At 62.6% G+C, this 19,311-nt stretch carries 19 protein-coding genes; 10 read left to right on the forward strand and 9 right to left on the reverse strand.

Going from position 1 to position 19,311, the window contains the following annotated elements; all coding sequences use genetic code 11:
- Positions 1-38 precede the first annotated feature (38 nt).
- Both manA and AC1DD7_RS12560 read left to right on the forward strand, forming a co-directional pair.
- Positions 39-1,289, forward strand: coding sequence for a mannose-6-phosphate isomerase, class I (gene manA, locus AC1DD7_RS12555; protein WP_477515213.1), 1,251 nt, complete (start codon positions 39-41; stop codon positions 1,287-1,289).
- Between the two features lie 2 nt (positions 1,290-1,291).
- Positions 1,292-2,227: a lipid II:glycine glycyltransferase FemX gene (locus AC1DD7_RS12560; protein ID WP_477515364.1), complete on the forward strand. Its 936-nt coding sequence runs from the start codon at positions 1,292-1,294 to the stop codon at positions 2,225-2,227.
- A gap of 465 nt (positions 2,228-2,692) precedes the next feature.
- Here AC1DD7_RS12560 and glpX read toward each other — a convergent pair whose 3' ends face one another.
- Positions 2,693-3,715, reverse strand: a complete 1,023-nt coding sequence (gene glpX / locus AC1DD7_RS12565; RefSeq protein ID WP_477515365.1) for a class II fructose-bisphosphatase — start codon at positions 3,713-3,715, stop codon at positions 2,693-2,695.
- A 200-nt stretch (positions 3,716-3,915) separates the two neighbouring features.
- Between glpX and AC1DD7_RS12570 the strand changes: the two genes are divergently transcribed.
- The 5 genes from AC1DD7_RS12570 to AC1DD7_RS12590 all read left to right on the forward strand — a co-directional run bounded on the left by AC1DD7_RS12570 (position 3,916) and on the right by AC1DD7_RS12590 (position 9,253).
- A complete protein-coding gene (locus tag AC1DD7_RS12570) occupies positions 3,916-4,599 on the forward strand; it encodes a DUF4245 domain-containing protein (protein ID WP_477515214.1) in 684 nt (227 codons plus the stop codon).
- 56 nt (positions 4,600-4,655) lie between these two features.
- On the forward strand, positions 4,656-5,270 hold the full coding sequence (locus tag AC1DD7_RS12575; RefSeq protein ID WP_477515215.1) for a carbonic anhydrase: 615 nt from the start codon (positions 4,656-4,658) through the stop codon (positions 5,268-5,270).
- Between the two features lie 87 nt (positions 5,271-5,357).
- Positions 5,358-6,785, forward strand: a complete 1,428-nt coding sequence (locus tag AC1DD7_RS12580; RefSeq protein WP_442002671.1) for a class II fumarate hydratase — start codon at positions 5,358-5,360, stop codon at positions 6,783-6,785.
- A gap of 141 nt (positions 6,786-6,926) precedes the next feature.
- Positions 6,927-7,595, forward strand: a complete 669-nt coding sequence (locus tag AC1DD7_RS12585) for a TetR/AcrR family transcriptional regulator (protein WP_477515216.1) — start codon at positions 6,927-6,929, stop codon at positions 7,593-7,595.
- Positions 7,592-9,253 (forward strand): MDR family MFS transporter, encoded by a 1,662-nt coding sequence (locus tag AC1DD7_RS12590; RefSeq protein WP_477515217.1) that lies wholly within the window; start codon positions 7,592-7,594, stop codon positions 9,251-9,253. The genes AC1DD7_RS12585 and AC1DD7_RS12590 overlap by 4 nt, the downstream gene beginning before the upstream one ends.
- A gap of 1 nt (position 9,254) precedes the next feature.
- On the opposite strand, the gene AC1DD7_RS12595 is transcribed toward AC1DD7_RS12590, so the two are convergent.
- The 3 genes from AC1DD7_RS12595 to AC1DD7_RS12605 form a co-directional block, all read right to left on the reverse strand.
- Positions 9,255-9,731, reverse strand: a complete 477-nt coding sequence (locus AC1DD7_RS12595; protein ID WP_477515218.1) for an NUDIX hydrolase — start codon at positions 9,729-9,731, stop codon at positions 9,255-9,257.
- A 4-nt stretch (positions 9,732-9,735) separates the two neighbouring features.
- Positions 9,736-10,116 carry an META domain-containing protein gene (locus AC1DD7_RS12600; protein WP_477515219.1) on the reverse strand — a complete coding sequence of 127 codons (381 nt, stop codon included), beginning with the start codon at positions 10,114-10,116 and terminating at the stop codon, positions 9,736-9,738.
- Between the two features lie 252 nt (positions 10,117-10,368).
- On the reverse strand, positions 10,369-10,920 hold the full coding sequence (locus tag AC1DD7_RS12605) for a prepilin peptidase (protein WP_477515220.1): 552 nt from the start codon (positions 10,918-10,920) through the stop codon (positions 10,369-10,371).
- Between the two features lie 62 nt (positions 10,921-10,982).
- On the opposite strand from AC1DD7_RS12605, the gene AC1DD7_RS12610 reads away from it, so the two are divergent.
- Together AC1DD7_RS12610 and AC1DD7_RS12615 are read left to right on the forward strand one after the other, a co-directional pair.
- Positions 10,983-11,801, forward strand: coding sequence for a hypothetical protein (locus tag AC1DD7_RS12610; RefSeq protein WP_477515221.1), 819 nt, complete (start codon positions 10,983-10,985; stop codon positions 11,799-11,801).
- 73 nt (positions 11,802-11,874) lie between these two features.
- Positions 11,875-12,519, forward strand: coding sequence for a GNAT family N-acetyltransferase (locus AC1DD7_RS12615; RefSeq protein ID WP_477515222.1), 645 nt, complete (start codon positions 11,875-11,877; stop codon positions 12,517-12,519).
- 114 nt (positions 12,520-12,633) lie between these two features.
- On the opposite strand, the gene AC1DD7_RS12620 is transcribed toward AC1DD7_RS12615, so the two are convergent.
- Both AC1DD7_RS12620 and AC1DD7_RS12625 read right to left on the reverse strand, forming a co-directional pair.
- Complete coding sequence (locus AC1DD7_RS12620) at positions 12,634-14,001, reverse strand: PhoH family protein (RefSeq protein ID WP_477515366.1); 1,368 nt, start codon at positions 13,999-14,001, stop codon at positions 12,634-12,636.
- 263 nt (positions 14,002-14,264) lie between these two features.
- Positions 14,265-15,071 carry an isoprenyl transferase gene (locus AC1DD7_RS12625; protein WP_223948379.1) on the reverse strand — a complete coding sequence of 269 codons (807 nt, stop codon included), beginning with the start codon at positions 15,069-15,071 and terminating at the stop codon, positions 14,265-14,267.
- Positions 15,072-15,176: 105 nt separating this feature from the next.
- Here AC1DD7_RS12625 and trhA point away from each other — a divergent pair, with 105 nt between their 5' ends.
- Positions 15,177-15,821 carry a PAQR family membrane homeostasis protein TrhA gene (gene trhA / locus AC1DD7_RS12630; protein ID WP_477515223.1) on the forward strand — a complete coding sequence of 215 codons (645 nt, stop codon included), beginning with the start codon at positions 15,177-15,179 and terminating at the stop codon, positions 15,819-15,821.
- On the opposite strand, the gene AC1DD7_RS12635 is transcribed toward trhA, so the two are convergent.
- The 3 genes from AC1DD7_RS12635 to mca form a co-directional block, all read right to left on the reverse strand.
- Positions 15,814-17,973 (reverse strand): thioredoxin domain-containing protein, encoded by a 2,160-nt coding sequence (locus tag AC1DD7_RS12635; protein ID WP_477515224.1) that lies wholly within the window; start codon positions 17,971-17,973, stop codon positions 15,814-15,816. The two genes, trhA and AC1DD7_RS12635, sit on opposite strands and share 8 nt — an antisense overlap.
- Complete coding sequence (locus AC1DD7_RS12640; RefSeq protein WP_477515225.1) at positions 17,951-18,250, reverse strand: hypothetical protein; 300 nt, start codon at positions 18,248-18,250, stop codon at positions 17,951-17,953. The genes AC1DD7_RS12635 and AC1DD7_RS12640 overlap by 23 nt, the downstream gene beginning before the upstream one ends.
- A gap of 109 nt (positions 18,251-18,359) precedes the next feature.
- A complete protein-coding gene (gene mca / locus AC1DD7_RS12645) occupies positions 18,360-19,265 on the reverse strand; it encodes a mycothiol conjugate amidase Mca (RefSeq protein WP_477515226.1) in 906 nt (301 codons plus the stop codon).
- Positions 19,266-19,311: the final 46 nt, after the last annotated feature.

Raw genomic sequence — 19,311 nt, forward strand, 5'->3', positions numbered from 1 at the left:
CCACCTCACGTTCAGCGCGACGATAAGGACTTTCCTTCGTGTATCAGATTGAGAATGTTTTGCGACCCTACGCGTGGGGTTCGACGACGGCGATTGCCGGCTTGCTGGGGCGACCGGCGTCAGGTGGTCCGGAGGCAGAAATGTGGATCGGCGCCCACCCTGATTCCCCATCCACAGCCATTCACCCGAATGGGGTCACACAACCCCTCGACGCCCTGATCGCCTCGGATCCTACCCACTTTTTGGGACCTGACAGCCTTGCCGAGTTCGGGCCCCGGCTTCCCTTCCTCACCAAGATCCTGGCCGCAGAGCAGCCACTTTCTTTGCAGGTGCACCCTAGCTTGGAGCAAGCGCGCGAAGGCTTCGCCCGCGAGAATGCCGCCGGGATCCCCGCTGATTCCTCCGAACGCAACTACCGGGACGATAACCACAAGCCGGAGATGATTTTTGCGCTCACACCGTTCCGGGCATTGTGTGGGTTCCGCTCCCCTGCAGCAGCCCAGAGTGTTTTTGAGCACCTTGCCTCAGTGTTGGATTCCGCCGCGGTGGAGGTCCCCGCAATCATCAGCGGTGTGATTTCCGACCTCGGCATTCCCAACGAATCCGAAGCCCTGAAAGCTGCCTTCACCCGCCTGATCGAGGGCGGGAGCGACGTCTCGGATGCCATTCTCGAGGTAGAAGCCGTCCTGCGTGCAGGTGCCCCCCAAGAGCCCCACGAAGAGGCGCTGGCCGCAATGCTGGGGATCAATGAGGCTTTCCCCGGCGATCCTGGTGTGCTCATTTCCCTGCTCCTCAACCATCTTTCCCTGCAGCCGGGGGAAGCCGTGTACCTGCCGGCCGGAAACGTCCACGCCTACCTTCACGGCCTGGGCGTGGAAGTCATGGCTTCCTCGGACAATGTGCTGCGCGGCGGACTCACCCCCAAGCATGTGGACGTCCCGGAATTGATCAAGACCATCCGCTTCGAATCGATGGGCGTGCCCCGTGTTGAGGCCAGCGGAACGGAGTTTGGCCAGGAACTGTACCGCCCGCCCTTCAAGGAGTTCCAACTCCAGCGGATCGAACTCGGCCCGGGTGCCGAACCGGTGCCGCTGGCGCAGTCCGGTCCCGCCGTCGTCGTGGTTGTTGCCGGTTCCGTGGTGCTCGACTCGCCCAAGAGCGACCTCCCGCTGCAGCGGGGCGGTGCCGCGTTCATTCCTGAGGTGGAGAACCCGGTGAATGTTCATCCCGTGCAAGGCGCCACCGATACGAGTATTGCCTTCGCCGTGACAACAGGACTGGATAAGTGAGCGTGGACTTCTTTCTGCAGACGCCTGCTTGGGCTGACGTCCAGCGCTCGCTCGGCCGCCGGGTCCATGAGCAGTCAGGTCCCGGATGGAGCTTCCTCGCGATAGAGGAAAAGAACCCGGCGGGCAAAGTCATCTACGCCCCCTATGGGCCCGTGGCAAAGTCAGTGGACGCCTTCGACGCCGCGACGGCGGCCTTGGTGGAATTGGCGAAGAAGGAACGTGCTGTCTTCGTCCGCATGGAACCTGTGTCAGCGGGCTTTACTGCGTCAGAGGCCGGTGCGCTCCTCCGTTCCCGCGGCCTGCAGCCGGCGCCCGTCAACCTCCAGCCGGAGTTGAGCTGGATCGTGGACCTTGAGGGCGATTTCAAGGACGTCCTTGCCGGAATGAAGCCGACCAACCGGAACCTCTACCGCAACATCCACAAGAAGGGCGTGACGTTCCGGGCATCCCAGGATCCTGCGGACATCAAAATTCTCCTGCATTTCCTCCACCTGACGGCAGCACGCAACGGCTTCAAGCCACAAAGCGATGAGTACCTCACCCAGGTGGCTGAATGTTTGCTGCCGTCCGGCGCAGGAACGCTGTTCATAGCCGAACTCGAGGGTGAGCCGATCGCTGCCGCGTTCACCTACGATTCCTCGGACACCCGCACTTATGCCCATGCCGCACTGGACGATACCCACCGCAAGCTCAGCGCCGGTATTCCGCTCCTGGTCAACCTCATGGCAGATGCCAAGGAAAAAGGCCTGAAGCACGTGGACCTCTGGGGCGTGGCCCCTGAAGACCAGCCGGACCACAAATGGGCAGGCTTCACGTCCTTCAAGAAGTCCTTCGGAGGCCGCGAAGTAGCCTACCCCGGCACATGGGACCTCCCGGTGAACAAACTCCGCTACGGCGCCTACCAACTGGCCAGAAAACTCCGCGACAAGCTCCGCTAGGCCGCGCGCAAACCTTTGGCCCATGTAGCGTCCTGACCACCTTTGACCCCCCACTCCCTCAAACACGCCGCGGATCACTGCGTGTCGGACCACGTACAGCGTCAAAGTAAGTCGCGACGGCACACCCACAGCGGCCGACCACCCCGGAAAGCACGACGGCGGCACTCGCCCGAGCGCCGCCGTCGAACCTAACGCGGAAGCGCACCTCGTGCCCCGCCTGACGACACGCATCATCCCGGGTGACTCACAAAGACCCCCGACACCCAAATCCGCGCGTCCCCACTCCATTTGCGCAGCGAAATCGAGCTCAGGTGTCACCACTCCTCCCCCCAAAAAAATCGCGCGCCAGCGGAGCCCGTAGCGCACAAAGAAGGACGGCGAGTATCGCGAAAGCGGCATCAAATCGACGAGGTACGAGGAGATAGCCGCCGAGCGATGCTCGCCGTCCTTCTGTTAGCTACGGGGTTACGGCTTGCGCGCGTACGTCTCCCACTTGGATGCGTGGTGCTCAGCATCCACGAAGCGAACTGTGCCGGACTTGGAACGCATCACGATGGACTGTGTCAGTACGCGGTCCTTCTGGTAGCGAACGCCGTGGAGGAGGTCGCCGTCGGTGATGCCGGTGGCTGCGAAGTAGCAGTTGTCCGAGGTGACGAGGTCGTTGGTGGAGAGCACGCGGTCGAGGTCGTGTCCGGCGTCGATGGCTTTCTGCTTCTCGTCGTCCGACGTAGGCCACAGGCGGCCTTGGATAACACCGCCGAGGGACTTGATGGCGCAGGCGGCAACGATGCCTTCGGGGGTTCCGCCGATACCCATCAGTGCGTCCACGCCGGTTCCGGATCGGGCTGCGGCGATGGCACCTGCGACGTCGCCGTCCATGATGAACTTGGTGCGTGCACCGGCTTCGCGGATTTCTTCCACGAGCGGGCGGTGCCGGTCACGGTCCAGGATCATGACATTGAGCTGGTTGACCTTGACACCCTTGGCCTTGGCGATCAGGTGCAGGTTCTGCTTCACGGGCAGGCGCAGGTCAACCATGTCGGCAGCTTCAGGGCCTGTGACCAGCTTTTCCATGTAGAAAACCGCGGAGGGATCGAACATGGAGCCGCGTTCGGCCACTGCCAGGACGGCAAGCGCGTTGTTGATGCCGAGGGCGGTCAGGCGGGTTCCGTCGATGGGGTCCACGGCGACGTCGCACTCGGGACCGGTGCCGTCACCAACCTGCTCGCCGTTGAACAGCATGGGGGCTTCGTCTTTTTCGCCTTCACCGATGACCACAACGCCATTGAAGTGGACGGTGTGAAGGAACGAACGCATGGCGTCGACGGCGGCGCCGTCTGCCTTGTTCTTGTCGCCGAAACCTACCCAGTGGCCACCGGCAATTGCCGCGGCTTCGGTGACGCGGACGAGTTCAAGCGCAAGGTTGCGGTCGGGTTCGTCGAGGCCGACGGCGAGCGACGGCGAAATCGTGGAATACTGCTGGGTCATTGGTGCAGGAGACACTTGAACCTCTTCTTCGAGTGACGATTCACGGGACCGGACACGGTTGCACGAGGCAACCTGGGGTCCCTCTATGAACGATCATAGTCGCCGCATGCCTTTGGAGTCGCTGGATGACCACGGCCGGCAATTCCTGCGGTGAGGTTCCCGGTTGTGTGTTCGCAGCCGGGATGAGGGACTATGGAGGTGTGAGTGAAACGCAGGACAAGCCCGCTGCCGGCAACCAGCCCAAGGCCGCAGAGGCAACCCCCAACAGCGCCCCGGACGCCATGGATGCCCCTTATAAACCCGTCATTCCGGCAAAAGCCGCCAAGCGGGCCAACGCCTCCGTCATTGGCATGATCATTGCCCTGGTGCTGTGTGTCCTCGCATTCCTTCCTATTGTGTTGATGAACCCTGCCCCGAAGGGTGAGGGCTTTCGGCCCGCCGTTGACGTTGCTTCAATAGCCCGCAACGCTGCCGATGTGGCGGGATTCACACCTGTCACGCCGGAAACCGGCGACACATTCAAGCCGAACTACGCCCGCTGGGAATCCGGCTCGGGAACCGGCGTGCCCACGTGGGAAGTTGGTTACCTGACTCCCAAGGAGGCCTTCATCGGCCTCACCCAGACCACCAAGGCGAATCCCACGTGGGTTCTGCAGCAGACAGGTAACCTGCCCCTCACCGGCACCCGTAACGCCGGTGGCCAGGATTGGGAGCTCCACGATTCCGGCAAGGACAAGCGCAGCATGGTGCTCGACTACCGTGGAACCACCATCATCCTGAGCGGCACGGCGAACCTTGAAGAGTTCGCCACACTCGCCGCCGCCGTGGTTAAGTCTGCGGACCAGGCCGCTGCAGCTTCCGCATCTGCAGCGCCGTCCTCATAAGCACACGCAGCGCAACAGTTTTACGGGCCGCCACCTCCGGGCCGTAAAGTAATCAGGTGCCTACTTATCTGACTCCCGCCCTTGCCTGGCGCCGCCTCCAAGAGGGCAACGAACGTTTTGTTGCCGGCGAATCCCTGCACCCCAACCAGGACGCGTCCCGGCGCTCATCACTCATCGAGAACCAGAACCCCTTCGCCGTCATCTTTGGCTGCTCCGACTCCCGCCTCGCAGCCGAGATTATCTTCGATCTCGGCTTGGGCGACGCCTTCGTGGTGCGCACCGCCGGACAGGTGATCGACGACGCCGTCCTCGGTTCCCTTGAATACAGCATTGCCGAGCTCCGTGTTCCACTCATCGTCATCCTTGGCCATGACAGCTGCGGAGCCGTGAAGGCTACCAAGGCCGCCGTGGAAACCGGCGAGATGCCCGTGGGGTTCATCCGCGACCTCGTGGAACGCATCACCCCGTCCGTACTGACTTCCCTGCGCAATGAACAGGAAGACGTCAACGACATGGTGGTGGAGCACGTCAAGCAAACCTCAGCAAGGCTGGCCGACAGCTCACGTGTGATTTCGGACGCCATCGACGACGGCCGCGTGGCTGTAGTGGGCTTGTCCTACAAGCTCGATGAAGGCCGTGCGGCCCTCGTTTCCGGGATCGGCAAGCTTTAGTGGCCCGTGCTCCGGCCTCCGCGCCGGAGCACGTAGCACTCCCTTCCGGGTTTTCGATGCGGGACCCAATCGCCCTAAGCTAGCCCCATGACTTCCACCACTGAGTTCCGTATTGAACATGACACGATGGGCGAAGTTCGCGTCCCCGTGAACGCCCTGTACCGCGCCCAGACGCAGCGTGCTGTGGAGAACTTCCCCATCTCCGGCAAGACGCTTGAGCGCACTCACATCGAAGCCCTTGCACGCGTCAAGAAGGCCGCTGCACTGGCGAACGCCGAACTGGGGGTGCTCGATGGTGAGCTCGCCGAGGCCATCGCCGCAGCTGCCGATGAGGTAGCCACCGGCAAGTACGACGGCGACTTCCCGATTGACGTCTTCCAGACCGGCTCGGGCACTTCCTCCAACATGAACACCAACGAGGTCATCGCAGAGCTCGCTTCGCGTGCCCTCGCAGCTGCGGGCAGCGACAAGGTGGTCCACCCCAACGACCACGTGAACGCTTCGCAGTCCTCCAACGATGTGTTCCCGACGTCCGTCCACGTTGCCGCCACCTCTGCCCTGATCAATGACCTGATCCCGGCCCTGGAATACCTGGCAGCATCCCTGGACCGCAAGGCCGAGGAGTTCAAGGACGTCGTCAAGTCCGGCCGCACGCACCTCATGGATGCCACGCCGGTCATGCTCGGCCAGGAGTTCGGTGGCTACGCCGCCCAGGTCCGTTACGGCATCGAGCGCATCAACGCAGCCCTCCCCCGCGTCGCGGAGGTCCCCCTTGGTGGCACCGCTGTTGGCACCGGTATCAACACTCCCGCCGGCTTCCCGGAGCGCGTCATCGAACTGCTCGCAGCCGACACCGGCCTGCCGCTGACCGAGGCCCGCGACCACTTCGAAGCACAGGCAAACCGCGACGGCCTCATCGAGGGCTCCAGCCAGCTGCGCAACATCGCGATCTCCTTCATGAAGATCAACAACGACCTCCGCTGGATGGGTTCCGGCCCCAACACGGGCCTCGGCGAGATTGCCATCCCGGACCTGCAGCCGGGCTCCTCGATCATGCCGGGCAAGGTCAACCCCGTTATCTGCGAAGCCTCCATCATGGTGTGCGCGCAGGTCATCGGCAATGACACCGCGATTGCCTGGTCCGGGACCAACGGCGCCTTCGAATTGAACGTCGGCATCCCCGTCATGGCCGCCAACCTTTTGGAGTCCATCCGCCTGCTGGCCAACACCAGCCGCGTGATGGCGGACAAGATGATCGATGGCATCACCGCCAACGTTGAGCGCGCCCGCTTCCTGGCCGAGGCTTCCCCGTCGATCGTGACCCCGCTGAACAAGTTCATCGGCTACGAGAACGCCGCCAAGATCGCAAAGATTGCCGTCAAGGAGGGCCTGACCATCCGCCAGGCCACCGAGAAGCTTGGCTTCGTCGGTGAGGGCGAAGGCAAGGTCACCGAGGCAGAGCTCGACAAGGCCCTCGACGTCACCACTATGACGTCCCCCGCTCACAAGAACTAACACTCAGAGCACGACGGCGGCCGGTACCTTTCGCACGAAGGGTGCCGGCCGCCGTCGTGCCCGGGAGTTTGTGTGAGCCTCAGCTTCACCAAACGCCAAAGGATTTTGCACTTTTTCTTTAAGAGTGCAAAACTTTACTTTGTGAGCAATAGTGCAAATATCGACGGCGGCCTCCGCGAGCGCAAGCGGGCCGCCACACGTTCGGCGATTACCGCCGTCGCCCGTTCCCTGACCGCAGAACGAGGGCTGAACGGATACACCGTGGAACAGGTCTGCGAAGAATCGGGTATCTCGCGTCGTACGTTCTTCAATTACTTCCACTCCAAGGAAGACGCGGTGATCGGCGCGTTCTCGGACGAACTGCCCCAGGACGCGATCGAGGATTTCAATCGTGGGCCAGTCCAGAACGCAGACAGCATCTCGGGCACTTTGCTCGCCGCCTTGTACCAGCTCACGTTGACCATCATGGAGCGTTCGGCCATCAGCCGGTCCGAGGTCCACCAACTCATCGCCGCCATCAAAGCCGAGCCACAACTCCTTGGCCGGATGACGCTGGAAGGCGAAGCCCGTGAGCGGCAATTCGCCGAACTCATAGCGCACCGTGAGGGCCTTTCACCCGGGCACCCCGAAATCGTCATGGCCGCGGCCGTCTTCGGAGCTGTCTCAAAGAAGACCGCTCAGCAGTTCTTCTCCGAGGACAACGCCCGGCCCTACCGCGAACTTCTGCGTCAGAACCTCGCCGCAGCCCAAAAGCTCTTTGCCCAACCGCTGGACGCCACACCTGCAGAAACCCCGAAGGATCACGCATGAGTACCCTTTCCAAGGCAGCCGAGCCGCTGCTGTTGACCCAGAAAAGGATCTGGATCATTTTCTCGGCGCTGATCGCAGGCATGCTCCTGTCCAGCCTCGACCAAACCATCGTTTCCACTGCAATGCCCACCATTGTGGGCAAGCTGGGCGGGGTGGAGCACCAGGCCTGGATCACTACGGCCTATCTTCTGGCCACCACCATCGTCATGCCGATCTACGGTAAATTTGGCGACATCCTGGGCCGCCGGAACCTGTTCCTCATAGCCATCGCGTTGTTTACGCTCGCTTCGGTGGGTTGTGCCTTCGCCACGGATTTCTGGGGCTTCGTGATCTTCCGTGCCATCCAGGGCCTCGGCGGAGGCGGCTTGATGATCCTCTCGCAGGCCATCATTGCCGACGTCGTCCCGGCTAAAGAGCGCGGCAAATACATGGGTCCCTTGGGCGCCATCTTTGGCCTGTCAGCCGTGGCTGGTCCGCTGCTGGGCGGATTCTTCGTTGATCACCTGACGTGGGAATGGGCGTTTTACATCAACATCCCCATCGGCATCGCAGCCTTCATCACGGCATGGTTCACCCTGACGTTGCCGAACAAGAAGGCTGAGAAGAAGATCGACATCCTGGGTGTCCTGTTCCTCTCCGCGGCCACCACCTGCCTCATCTTCTTCACCGATTTCGGCGGCAAGAAAGATGAAGGCTGGGATTCCCCACTCACGTGGGCTTTCGGAGCCGGTATGGTTCTGGCGGCGTTTGCCTTCGTGATGGTCGAACGGCGTGCCGAGGACCCCATCATTCCTCTGAGCCTGTTCAAGAACCCCATCTTCATCAACGCAACGGCCATTGGCTTCACTCTTGGCCTGGGAATGTTCGCTGCGATCGCCTTCGTACCTACCTTCCTGCAGATGTCCTCCGGGACCTCCGCCGCCCAATCCGGGCTGCTCATGCTCCCGATGATGGTTGGCCTGATGGGAACGTCCATCTACTCCGGCATCCGCATCTCCAAGACCGGCAAGTACAGAATGTTTCCGATCCTTGGTGCCTCACTGACCATCGCGGCCATGTTGTGGCTGACCACCCTCACGGCTGAAACTCCGATCTGGGTCATCTGCGTCCAGCTCTTCCTCTTCGGCTCAGGCCTTGGCCTGATCATGCAGGTGATCGTTCTGGTGGTACAGAATTCGGTCCCGGCAGACCAGATTGGCACGGCTACCAGCACCAACAACTACTTCCGTGAGGTGGGCGCTTCCCTGGGGGTCGCCGTCTTCGGTTCCATCTTCACCAACCGCCTTGCTGAATCCTTGACCAACGCGTTTACTGGCGCAGGTGCATCTGCCGAGCAGGCTTCGCGGTCCACCAGTACCTTGGATCCCCAAGCCCTGGCTCAACTGCCTGAACAGCTTCGCGACGCGATAGTTAACGCCTACGCCAACTCGCTGGCACCCGTGTTCTGGTACTTGGTTCCGTTCATCGCCATCGCATTGCTGCTGGCCATCACGCTCAAGCAGATCCCTCTCTCGGACACTGCCGGCATGGTGGCACGAGGCGAGGCAGTGGGTGGTGCGGAGGCTGAACGCCTCGAAGCCGAACGCCTGGAAGCCGCTGTGGCCTCTGCCGAGGGACAAGAGCCCCTACGGGCACCGGCTGACGCCGGCGCCAAATAGCTTAGTCCTCCACCTGGTACGCCACGGGGCCTTCGGGCTCCGTGGCAAGCCTGATGGCCTCAAGGTTTCCCTCGCTCATGTCAGGCAGTTCGTCCAGTCCGAACCAGCCAACGGCGATCGATTCATCATCGTTTACCTGAGCGTCGCCGGAGACATATCTGCAGCGGAAGGTGATGTCCAGGAAGTCGCAGATGTCGCCATTCGGAAAGGTGACCGGACCTACAACCCCGACGGCGAGGATCCGCTCAGTTTCGGCCACAACCGCAGTTTCCTCGAAGATTTCCCTTACCAGCCCGGGAGCGGGATGCTCGCCTGGCTCAAGGATGCCGGTGATCACCGTCCAGTGGTGATTGTCCGCCCGTTGGCAGAGCAGCACCCGGCCATCGTCGTCGAAAACCACTCCCCTGACCGCCGGCAACCACAGCGGGTCATTCCCGATCTTCTCCCGAAGCTTGAGGACAAATTCCGGTGCGCCCATGGCGTTAGTTTTCCTTCAATTCGATCGTGGCGTGTGAGTTGCTCAACGTGAGCACGCCGTCGTCGAGGTTCCATTGAACAGGCTGCTCGAAGAGCTTGACGGTCCAGCCCTCGTAGCTGCCCTCAAGCTCCCGGCAGCCCATGGCCGAGGCGGCCATTGAACGCATTGCCCAGACATCGTCCTGGACCGAGACTTCCACATTGAGCACGTTGCATGGTGTCTTCACCAGCAGGGTCCACTCCCCGTTGACATGCGTAGAGCTGATCTGCAGCGGTTGCGTCCCGAGCCACGCTACCTCTCCGGTGGCATCGCTTCCGCGCACCGACGTAAAAGTGGAGCAACCCAGCGGACCGCCCTCGCAGAAGGGCTCCGGCTGATGAGTCATGAGCGGTTGGATGCTGGCCCCAGGGGTTGTACCGGGAAAGTCGCCCGATTGCCCGCAGCCAGAGATCAGCAGGGTGCAGCCCACGACCACCACGAGAACAGGCCAAAAACTACTCCTCTGCACCGCGGCCCCCTCCAGGCGTGTTGAGCGCATCAAACCATCTGGGCTAAGCATGCCGCAGCCCGGTGAACCGCAGAACACGGGAAGCGTTGCAGTTCGGCCGCAGTTGGCGCCGCGGGGTGAGTGGAAGGATCAAGCAGGTAAAAGCACCATGCTCACCAAGGCTCCCGCCAGCATGAAGGGCCCAAACGGGATCGCCGAACCCAGCGTGCCGCGCCTGGACACAAGGATCACCAGGCTCCACAACCCGCCGAGCAGGAAAGCGGCGAAGGTGCCCGCGAAGACATGGGCCCACCCGAGGTAGCCGAGGTAGAGTCCAAGCACTCCGGCCAGCTTCACGTCCCCGAACCCCATACCAGGTGGATAAACCAAGCGAAGCAGGAAGTAGAACAGCCACAGCACGCCGCCACCGGCCAGCACTCCGAGCCCAGGTATACCGAACAGCGAGGCATCCAGCCCTTCCGCGGCACCGGAGACGCCAACAAACACCAGAACCGCAGCGCCCAGCAGCAGGACCCCGCCCACCGCATAAGACGGAAAGACGATCCGGTTGGGCAGCAGATGGCTCCGGATATCAATAATGGTCAGGCGCACCGCCATCACCAGGAAGTACGCGCACGCAAGAACCACCAGCCAGAAGCCCAGCGGGCTGGCGTCCCAGAGGTCGGCGAGTCGTCGGATCACCCTGCAGATGCTATCCCGAATTGGTCCAGGGGCCGGGTTGAACGCGTAGGTAAACTGTGGATATGGCGCGCTACAGTGCAGGTGGATCAGGTTTCGGACCGGACTTCGGGTCTGGTTTTGCACCGGGTAACGGGCATGGCCGGCAGGCGCAGGACTTGTCCTCCACATTCCGCAATCTGTGCCGTTCTTCACCGTGGAAGTGGACGAGTCTTCGTTTCGAATACCTCGAAAGGCCTGGGACTGGCGCCAATCTGGTCCGTGCATGGCTCAGGCGGCCTGGTGCCCTGCGGCTGGAGACTCCTGACGGAAAGCTGCTGCACAGCACCACGGGCATCAACGATTCCCGGGACGACCTCTACGTCAGTGCCACGCGACGCTCATGGTTGCTTCCTGCACACCTGGTGACTCCGGTCTATGATGGCGCTGGCTTGGTCCGCAGGCGCCCAGAGGCGGCATACGGTGAACCGTCCTTTGGCAACGGACGGCTGGCTGCAGCCCTGGATCCGGTGGAACTTGCCGGCAATGCGCCCGTCCCGCTGGAGTTCCCGGATTCCAATCCCGTGTCCCTGGAAGAGCCCCGGGAAGTAGACCATGAGGGACGGTTGGCCTTGGAAACAGTGGTCACCCGTGGCCGGACCTACGTGCCCTTGGACCCTTCCCAACCTTTGGCCCATCCGGGGCGTACGCTGATCCGGGTAGATGCAGCGACCGGCGTCTGCGTCGCCAGTCAAAGCCTGGACGGCGATACGTCCGGCAAGGGTCATTGGCTGAAGATCCTGGCCGTCGACGAATACATGCTGGACGATCTTTTCCTTGCCGAGTCAATGAACCTTACCGACGTTCGGCGCCATATCTCCTGGGACATCGGCCCAGCTGCCTGACATCCCCGATCCATCAAGGCTGTCACCCGCCCTGTGACTCGCATGCCCTCGACAGCCGGGCTAAGCTGCACCGATGACCACGCTCGCGGAAACCTGGCCGCCCTTCGGACTCACGCTCACGACTCCCCGACTGACCCTCCGTCCAGTTCTCGACGCCGATATCCCGGCTGCCGTCGCGGCAGCCCGTTCCGGCGTCCACGAGGCCGGCAAGAGCCCTTTCAGCACCCCGTGGACAGAACTCCCCGACGACGAGCTCGCCCCCAACATGGCTCAGTGGTACTGGCGCTGCAGGGCCGGATTCACGCCTGACTCCTGGACCCTTCTCCTCGGCGTCTGGCACAACGAGGACCTCCTTGGCGTCCAGGACATCGGCGCCAAGAACTTCGCCAAGCTACGGACGGTTAGCACGGGCTCCTGGCTCAAGCAGGCGGCGCAAGGGCAAGGCATCGGCAAGGAGATGCGTGCCGCCGTCGTCAGCTACGCGTTCGACTACCTGAAGGCGGAAGTGGCCGAATCCGAAGCGGCTTCTTGGAACAAGCAATCCTTGGGTGTCTCCACAAGCCTCGGCTACGAACGCAACGGAGTCTACAAGGACGTCTGGGGAGACACAGCCCGGGAAGTCCAAAAAGTCCGCCTCACCCCGGAAACCTTCAACCGCCCCGACTGGACCCTAAAAGTCCAAGGCCACGAAGAGCTGAAAACATACCTGGGGCTGTGACGTGGAACGGAGGCGAAGGCCAGCCATCCGGCAGCGTGCGTCAAAAGCGAGGAACGAGCTAGCACGCAGAGGATGGCTGGCCTTCGCCGCAGGCGAGCAGGACTTCAAACGGGCTTAGATTTCAGCCCCTTCGAGCAGCTCCGTCACCAAGGCCGCAATCGGCGATCTCTCGGACCTGGTGAGGGTGATGTGGCCAAACAGCGGATGGCCTTTGAGGGTTTCCACGACGGCGGCCACGCCGTCGTGCCGGCCGACACGAAGGTTGTCGCGCTGCGCGACGTCGTGGGTGAGCACGATCTTGGAGTTCTGGCCGATGCGGCTCATCACGGTCAAGAGGACGTTCTTCTCCAAGGACTGTGCCTCGTCCACGATGACGAAGGCGTCGTGGAGTGAGCGTCCGCGGATGTGGGTGAGCGGCATGACTTCGAGCATGCCGCGGTCCATGACTTCTTCCACGACTTCCTGGCTGACTAACGCGCCGAGTGTGTCGAAAACGGCTTGAGCCCAAGGGTTCATCTTTTCCGATTCAGACCCTGGGAGGTATCCCAGCTCCTGACCGCCTACGGCGTAGAGGGGCCGGAAGACGATCACCTTGCGGTGTTCGCGCCGCTCCAGGACGGCTTCGAGGCCCGCACAGAGCGCCAGTGCGGATTTACCGGTGCCAGCCCGGCCACCGATGGACACGATGCCCACTGCGGGATCCATGAGGAGGTCGATGGCGAGCCGTTGTTCCGCCGAGCGGCCATGGAGTCCAAAGACATCGCGGTCACCCTTGACGAGGCGGACCTGTTTGTCGGCCCCTACGCGGCCGAGCGCCGAGCCGCGGTTGGACAGAAGGACAAGTCCGGTGTTCACGGGAAGTTCCGCGGCGGAGGGGATGAACACGGGCTCATGGCCGTAAAGTGTGGTGATTTCGTCTTCGCTGGCTTCCACTTCCGCTATGCCGGTCCAGCCTGAATCCTTGACGAGTTCGTTGCGGTATTCGTCTGCGTGCAATCCCATCGCGGAGGCTTTGACGCGCATGGGGAGGTCTTTGGACACCACCGTGACGTTGTGGCCCTCGTTTGCCAGGTTCTTCGCTACGGCCAGGATGCGGCTGTCGTTGTCCCCGCCCCGGAAGCCTGCGGGAAGGACCTCCGTGGAAATGTGGTTCATCTCGACCCGGAGCATGCCTCCATCGGCGCCAATGGGTATCGCGTGGTCCAGTCCGCCATGTTCGATTCGGAGGTCATCCAGGAGCCGCAGGGCTTTGCGGGCAAAATACCCTAGTTCGGGATCGTGGCGTTTGCCTTCAAGTTCGCTGATGACCACGATCGGGACGATGACTTCGTGCTCAGCGAAGCGCAGCAGTGCGTGCGGGTCTGAGAGCAAGACGGATGTATCGATCACATAGCTGCGGCCCACTGCAGACGATGCTGTCCGTTCCCCCGATGAAACCCGTTTGGCGCGAGAGGTAGCTGCACTTTCCCCGTCAGAAACCATTGTGGGCAGTTGCTCAGAAATAGCCACATCGACTCCAGCCCCGGGCGGTCGCCCGGCCTAATGGTGAAGCGGCTCGGCCGGAAGGCCGGGCGTGGCCTCCCATGTAACTGGTGCGATAGTTCGCTCCATCTACTGGCCTCCCCGATCAGCGGGCGGTTTTGCCTGCTGATGGGATTAACGTAATCCCCCTCACAGAAAATTCCGAAACCTGCGTCGGCAAGTCGCATTGCCAGCTGATTAATTCCTGGTGAACCGAAGCGCACCTAGGAGCCGAAGCGACGCTGGCGTCCGGCATAGTCCCGGAGCGCCCGCAGAAAATCAACCTTGCGGAACGCCGGCCAGAGGGCCTCGCAGAAGTAGAACTCGCTGTAGGCGCTCTGCCACATCAGGAATCCGGAGAGCCGCTGCTCACCGGAGGTGCGGATGACAAGGTCCGGATCCGGCTGGCCGCGCGTGTAAAGGAACCTTGAGATGTCGTCCACCGAAAGTTCATCTGCGACGTCGGACATAGTCCGCCCTTTGGCGACCGCATCGCGGAGGAGTTCCTTCACGGCGTCGACGATTTCACGCCGCCCGCCATAGCCGACTGCCACGTTCACATGGATTTTTTCATGGACCGGGGTCCGGGCGGTCAGCTTATTCAGGCGATCGGCCAGATAGTCCGGCAGAAGCTCCGGCGCACCCATGGCGTGCACGGAGACATCCTCATTTTCATCAAGCCGGTCCATGGTGTTCGCGATGATGCCCATGAGCAGGTCAAGCTCTTCGCCGGAGCGGTTCATGTTGTCCGTGGAGAGCATGTACAGCGTCACTACTTTGACGCCAAGCTCCTGGCACCAGCCAAGGAACTCGTGGATTTTGTCCGCCCCTGCCTGGTGTCCCTGGCTGGTTGGCGCGTTGAACTGGCGGGCCCACCTGCGGTTGCCATCCACCATGACACCGATGTGCCTGGGGATGCGGTCCTGCTTCAGGGAGCGAAGGAGTTGGCGCTCGTAGAAGCCATAAAGGAAACCGGGCAGCTCCACCGGACTCTCACCTGACTTCCTTGCTCTTACGACGACCGCGCACATCCAAGGCTACCTTCCCGAGCTGCCTCGCAGGTGCAGGGCTGGGTCGCATTCACGTCCAGGCAGGGTTACTTATCAGTAACTTACTGAAGCGTAGGATACTCTTTAATGATGGCCGAGCTGCTCACTATCAAGCCCGCATGGCGCGGTTGGATCCACGCCGTTGCCGCCCCTTTCGCCCTCGCGGCTGGAATCGTCCTGGTGGCGCTTGCCCCCACAGCCGACCGAAAGATCACGTCCACGATTTACGCGGTAACAGGCGTCCTTCTCTTCGGCGTCAGTGCCGTTTACCACCGTGGAAACTGGTCCCCGAAGACCCGGCTGGTGCTCAAGCGCCTGGACCACACCAACATCATGTTGGTGATCGCTGGAAGCTATACGCCGCTGGCTTGGTCGCTTCTGGAGCGCTCCCAGGCCGTCACGTTGCTGTGGATTATCTGGTCCGCGGCCATAGCCGGGGTGCTGTTCCGGGTTCTGTGGACCGACGCCCCGCGGTGGTTATACGTCCCGATCTACATTGCGCTGGGCTGCGGGGCACTCTTCTACCTCCCCCAGTTCTTCACAGCGAATGCCGCCTCTGCCACCCTCATCTGCGTGGGCGGCGCCCTCTACATAGCAGGCGCAGTCTTCTATGCCATCAAGAAGCCAAATTTCAGCGTCCAACACTTCGGGTTCCACGAACTCTTCCATGCCTTCACTGTGCTGGCGTTCGCGGCCCACTTCGTGGCCATCATGATGGCAGTCCTCAGCTAGCGCCGGAGGTCATGCGCGCCAGCGTTGATTGCACCTGCGCAACCGTCCCCACGGGCCTCTCGCACACCATCTCCCGGCACAAGTACACCTGTGGCGAGCCGTCAGGCGCGCCCGTGCGATGAACCAGCAGCGGAACCTCGCCCTCACCAGCCGGGGACACGGCGTCGTTCTCTTGCAACGCGACCACCAGGCCCGGGCTGGCGGACTTCAAGAGCGCGCCGTGCAGTTCCTGCCGCAATGACGAGTCGGGACCAGCGACGGCGGCCTCCACCGGCCCCGCCAGCGCGGCCTGCGCCGTAGCAAGGAGCCACCCGGCAACGCGGGGGGCTCGTGTGGCCAGCGGAGGAAGCAGGCCCAGGATGTTCCCGGCCATGAGGCGGTGGGCGTGCGAGCCTGAGTAGGCCGAATACGTCAGCAGCACCCCGGCAAATCCGGCGGCCCCGCTGGGCGTGGCATTATCGAACGGATCAAGAGCAGCACGCTGACCTTGGGCGTTGAACACCTGGGCGGACTCCCCGGCCGAATCGGCGAGGTGTCCATCTTCGACAAAACGCGCTTCAGCCGCCCGGATGAGGTCTTCCGCGAGACGGTACCAGCGCTTTGTTCCCGTTACGGCGTACAGGGAGAACAAGCCCTCTGCACAGAACGCGTAGTCTTCCAGGAGTCCCGCGATCCCCCGGGCCCTGGAATCGTGCGAGACCCGGACCAGCAGCCCCCGTTCGGCGTCCCAGTGCACGGTCTCGAGATACTCCGCAACATTCTCAGCTGCAGCCACAAGGTCCGGGCGGTCCAGCACCGCTCCGGCCTCGGCAAGCCCCGCGATCGCGAGCCCGTTCCAACCCGCCACAACTTTCTCGTCCCGGGCGGGCTGGTTCCGGAGATCGCGCGCGGCCAGGAGCGCGGGCCTGACGCGACGCCAGAGCGTGGATTCGGGAGGGGACAGGGGCCGCCCGGCATGCAGGGGTGAACCCAATTCCGAGACGGTGCCTTGGCCGCCAATATTCATCATGCGGGCCACCTCCTCGGCGTCACCGCGGCCGAGGACTTCCAGCAAGGATGCGGGCGTCCAGAGATACGCTGCGCCTTCATGGTGCACACCGTCCACCACGGTATCGGCATCCAATGATGAAGCCAGTCCACCCCCAGGCAGCCCCAGCGAGGCCAGCATCCAATCCCCGCACCTGGACGCTACCTCCGCCGCCTCCTCAGCGGGGAACTCCTCATTGCCCCCAAGCCGCACCCAGTAGGCGTAGACGCGCAGGAGCTGGGCATTGTCGTAGAGCATTTTCTCGAAGTGTGGCACGGACCAATCCGCCGTAACCGAGTACCGGGCGAAACCGCCGTCGAGTTGGTCGCACAAAGCCGAACGCGCCATCCCGGCCAGCGCCCGCCCAGCCATGTCCCGCGCAGCCTCCGCCGTCTCCGACCGTGCGGTTGCATGGCGGATGAGGAACTCAAGAACCGCCGACGGCGGAAACTTGGGAGCGCTGCCGAACCCACCGGCGTCGGGGTCTTCAGAGCGAGCCAAAACCCTTGCTGCATCCGAAAGCAGTTGTGCATCCACCACCTCAGGCGGGCCGTCAAGCCGAACGGCAGACGACAGCTGGGCGTTGGCCATGTTCGCGGCCAGTCCCCTCGCGTTTTGCTCAACAGCCTCACGGCGTTCAACCCACGCCTCATGGACCGCTTCAAGCACGTTTCGGAAGGACGGCCGTCCAGGCAAGGGAACGGGCGGGAAATACGTGCCCGCATGGAAGGCGAGGCCCTCCGGAGTCAGGAAAACGGACATTGGCCAGCCGCCCTCACCGCTGATGGCCTGCGTGGCCGTCATGTAGACAGAATCGACGTCCGGCCGTTCTTCGCGATCCACTTTGACGGGCACGAAGTGGGCATTGAGATAGTCCGCAGTTTCCTGGTCCTCAAAGGATTCATGGGCCATGACATGGCACCAGTGGCATGCCGCATATCCGATGGAGAGGAAGACGGGGACATCCCGGGCTGCGGCAAGGGCGAACGCTTCGTCGCCGAAAGGACGCCAGAAGACCGGGTTACCTGCGTGTTGGCGCAAATAGGCAGACGGTTCCGAACCCAGGACATTCGCAGCCCCGGGCCAGTTGTTTCCGCGTGGGTCAGCGGCTTCCGGGAGCGGCATCGCCGTTCTCATCCGTGGTGCCGGCGTCGCCGCCCGCACTATCAAGGGTTCCGGCTTCCGCAGCCAAGCGTGCCTCCTCCACCTGCGCACGGTACCGAACCCGGCGGATACGGCGAACCATGTCCACGATGAGGAACGTCGTGAGAATCACGATGAAGGCCGTGAGGACGAAGCCCCAGGTCCCGGGCGTCACCTGGTCCTCGGACAGGCCAGGCCGAAGCGTCCCGGTGGGGTCCGGCGACGGACTGACGGTCAAGGCGAGGATCAAGTGGTGCACGTTCAAACCTTCTATGGGAGCTGATGCATGTCGGCTGGCTTCAGCGCGGAGCTGGGCTGTTCGGTGGCCGCCGGCGACTTCTACAAACGATAGAAACTGGTGGCAACACCTATCTTATCCCCGCAAACAGATCCTTTTCCGGCAGCTCCGTGGACACCCTGGACTTGATCAGCGTGTAGTCCTCCCAAGGCCACGCCGTCCGCTGCAAGTCAGGTGAGACCGCGAAGAAGAAACCCATGGGATCGATCTGTGTCCGGTGCGCCCGGAGAGCGTCATCGCGCGCCTCGAAGAAGTCGCCGCAATCCACCTGCGTGGTGGTCTGGTGTGCGGGAGCAGGAGGAGTATGGCCCTCCGCATCTGCCTCAAGCCACGCCGCGAGCCGCTCAGCATAGGGCGACTGCAGCCCTGCCTCTTCCAGCGCAAAGTGCAGTGCACGGAAGCGTTCGGGGCTGAAAGCGCGGTCGTAGTAGAGCTTGCTGGGCGCCCATGGCTCCCCTGTTCCCGGGTAGCGCTCGGCGTCACCCGCTGCCTCAAACGCCTCCACCGCAACTTTGTGGGCCATGATGTGGTCCGGGTGAGGATAGCCACCGTTTTCGTCATAGCTGATGATGACGTGCGGCTTGAAGTCGCGGACCAGACGGACCAGCGGAGCCGTGGCCCGCTCCAACGGCTGCAAGGCAAAGCATCCCGGGGGAAGCGGTGGAAGGGGATCGCCCTCTGGCAGGCCCGAGTCCACAAAGCCAAGCCATCGCTGCCGAATGCCAAGCACGGCGGCCGCATTGGCCATTTCCAACCGGCGGGCACCTGCCATGTCGCGCTTGGGGTGCGGAGCGTCCACCATGCCAGGGTTCTGGATATCCCCCCTGGATCCATCAGTGCAGGTGGCGACCATGACGTCTACTCCTGCAGCGGCATACATCGCCATGGTCGCTGCACCCTTGCTGGATTCATCATCCGGATGAGCGTGGACGGCGAGCAGCCGCAGCTGCTGCTCGGAACTGCTGGACGCTGTCACTTGACGGCTCCTCTTTCATGGATGGTGCAAAATCAGGACTGTGCAG

The sequence above is a fragment of the Paenarthrobacter sp. 10L412 genome (assembly GCF_056395565.1).

Bases quoted from the DNA above. Each gene is read 5' to 3' on its own strand.
- glpX (WP_477515365.1), bottom strand. From the start codon at position 3,715: ATGACCCAGCAGTATTCCACGATTTCGCCGTCGCTCGCCGTCGGCCTC.
- AC1DD7_RS12590 (WP_477515217.1), top strand. From the start codon at position 7,592: ATGAGTACCCTTTCCAAGGCAGCCGAGCCGCTGCTGTTGACCCAGAAA.
- AC1DD7_RS12620 (WP_477515366.1), bottom strand. From the start codon at position 14,001: ATGGTTTCTGACGGGGAAAGTGCAGCTACCTCTCGCGCCAAACGGGTT.
- AC1DD7_RS12600 (WP_477515219.1), bottom strand. From the start codon at position 10,116: ATGACTCATCAGCCGGAGCCCTTCTGCGAGGGCGGTCCGCTGGGTTGC.
- AC1DD7_RS12580 (WP_442002671.1), top strand. From the start codon at position 5,358: ATGACTTCCACCACTGAGTTCCGTATTGAACATGACACGATGGGCGAA.
- AC1DD7_RS12595 (WP_477515218.1), bottom strand. From the start codon at position 9,731: ATGGGCGCACCGGAATTTGTCCTCAAGCTTCGGGAGAAGATCGGGAAT.
- AC1DD7_RS12635 (WP_477515224.1), bottom strand. From the start codon at position 17,973: ATGCCGCTCCCGGAAGCCGCTGACCCACGCGGAAACAACTGGCCCGGG.
- AC1DD7_RS12615 (WP_477515222.1), top strand. From the start codon at position 11,875: ATGACCACGCTCGCGGAAACCTGGCCGCCCTTCGGACTCACGCTCACG.
- trhA (WP_477515223.1), top strand. From the start codon at position 15,177: ATGATGGCCGAGCTGCTCACTATCAAGCCCGCATGGCGCGGTTGGATC.
- AC1DD7_RS12610 (WP_477515221.1), top strand. From the start codon at position 10,983: ATGGCGCGCTACAGTGCAGGTGGATCAGGTTTCGGACCGGACTTCGGG.
- AC1DD7_RS12625 (WP_223948379.1), bottom strand. From the start codon at position 15,071: ATGTGCGCGGTCGTCGTAAGAGCAAGGAAGTCAGGTGAGAGTCCGGTG.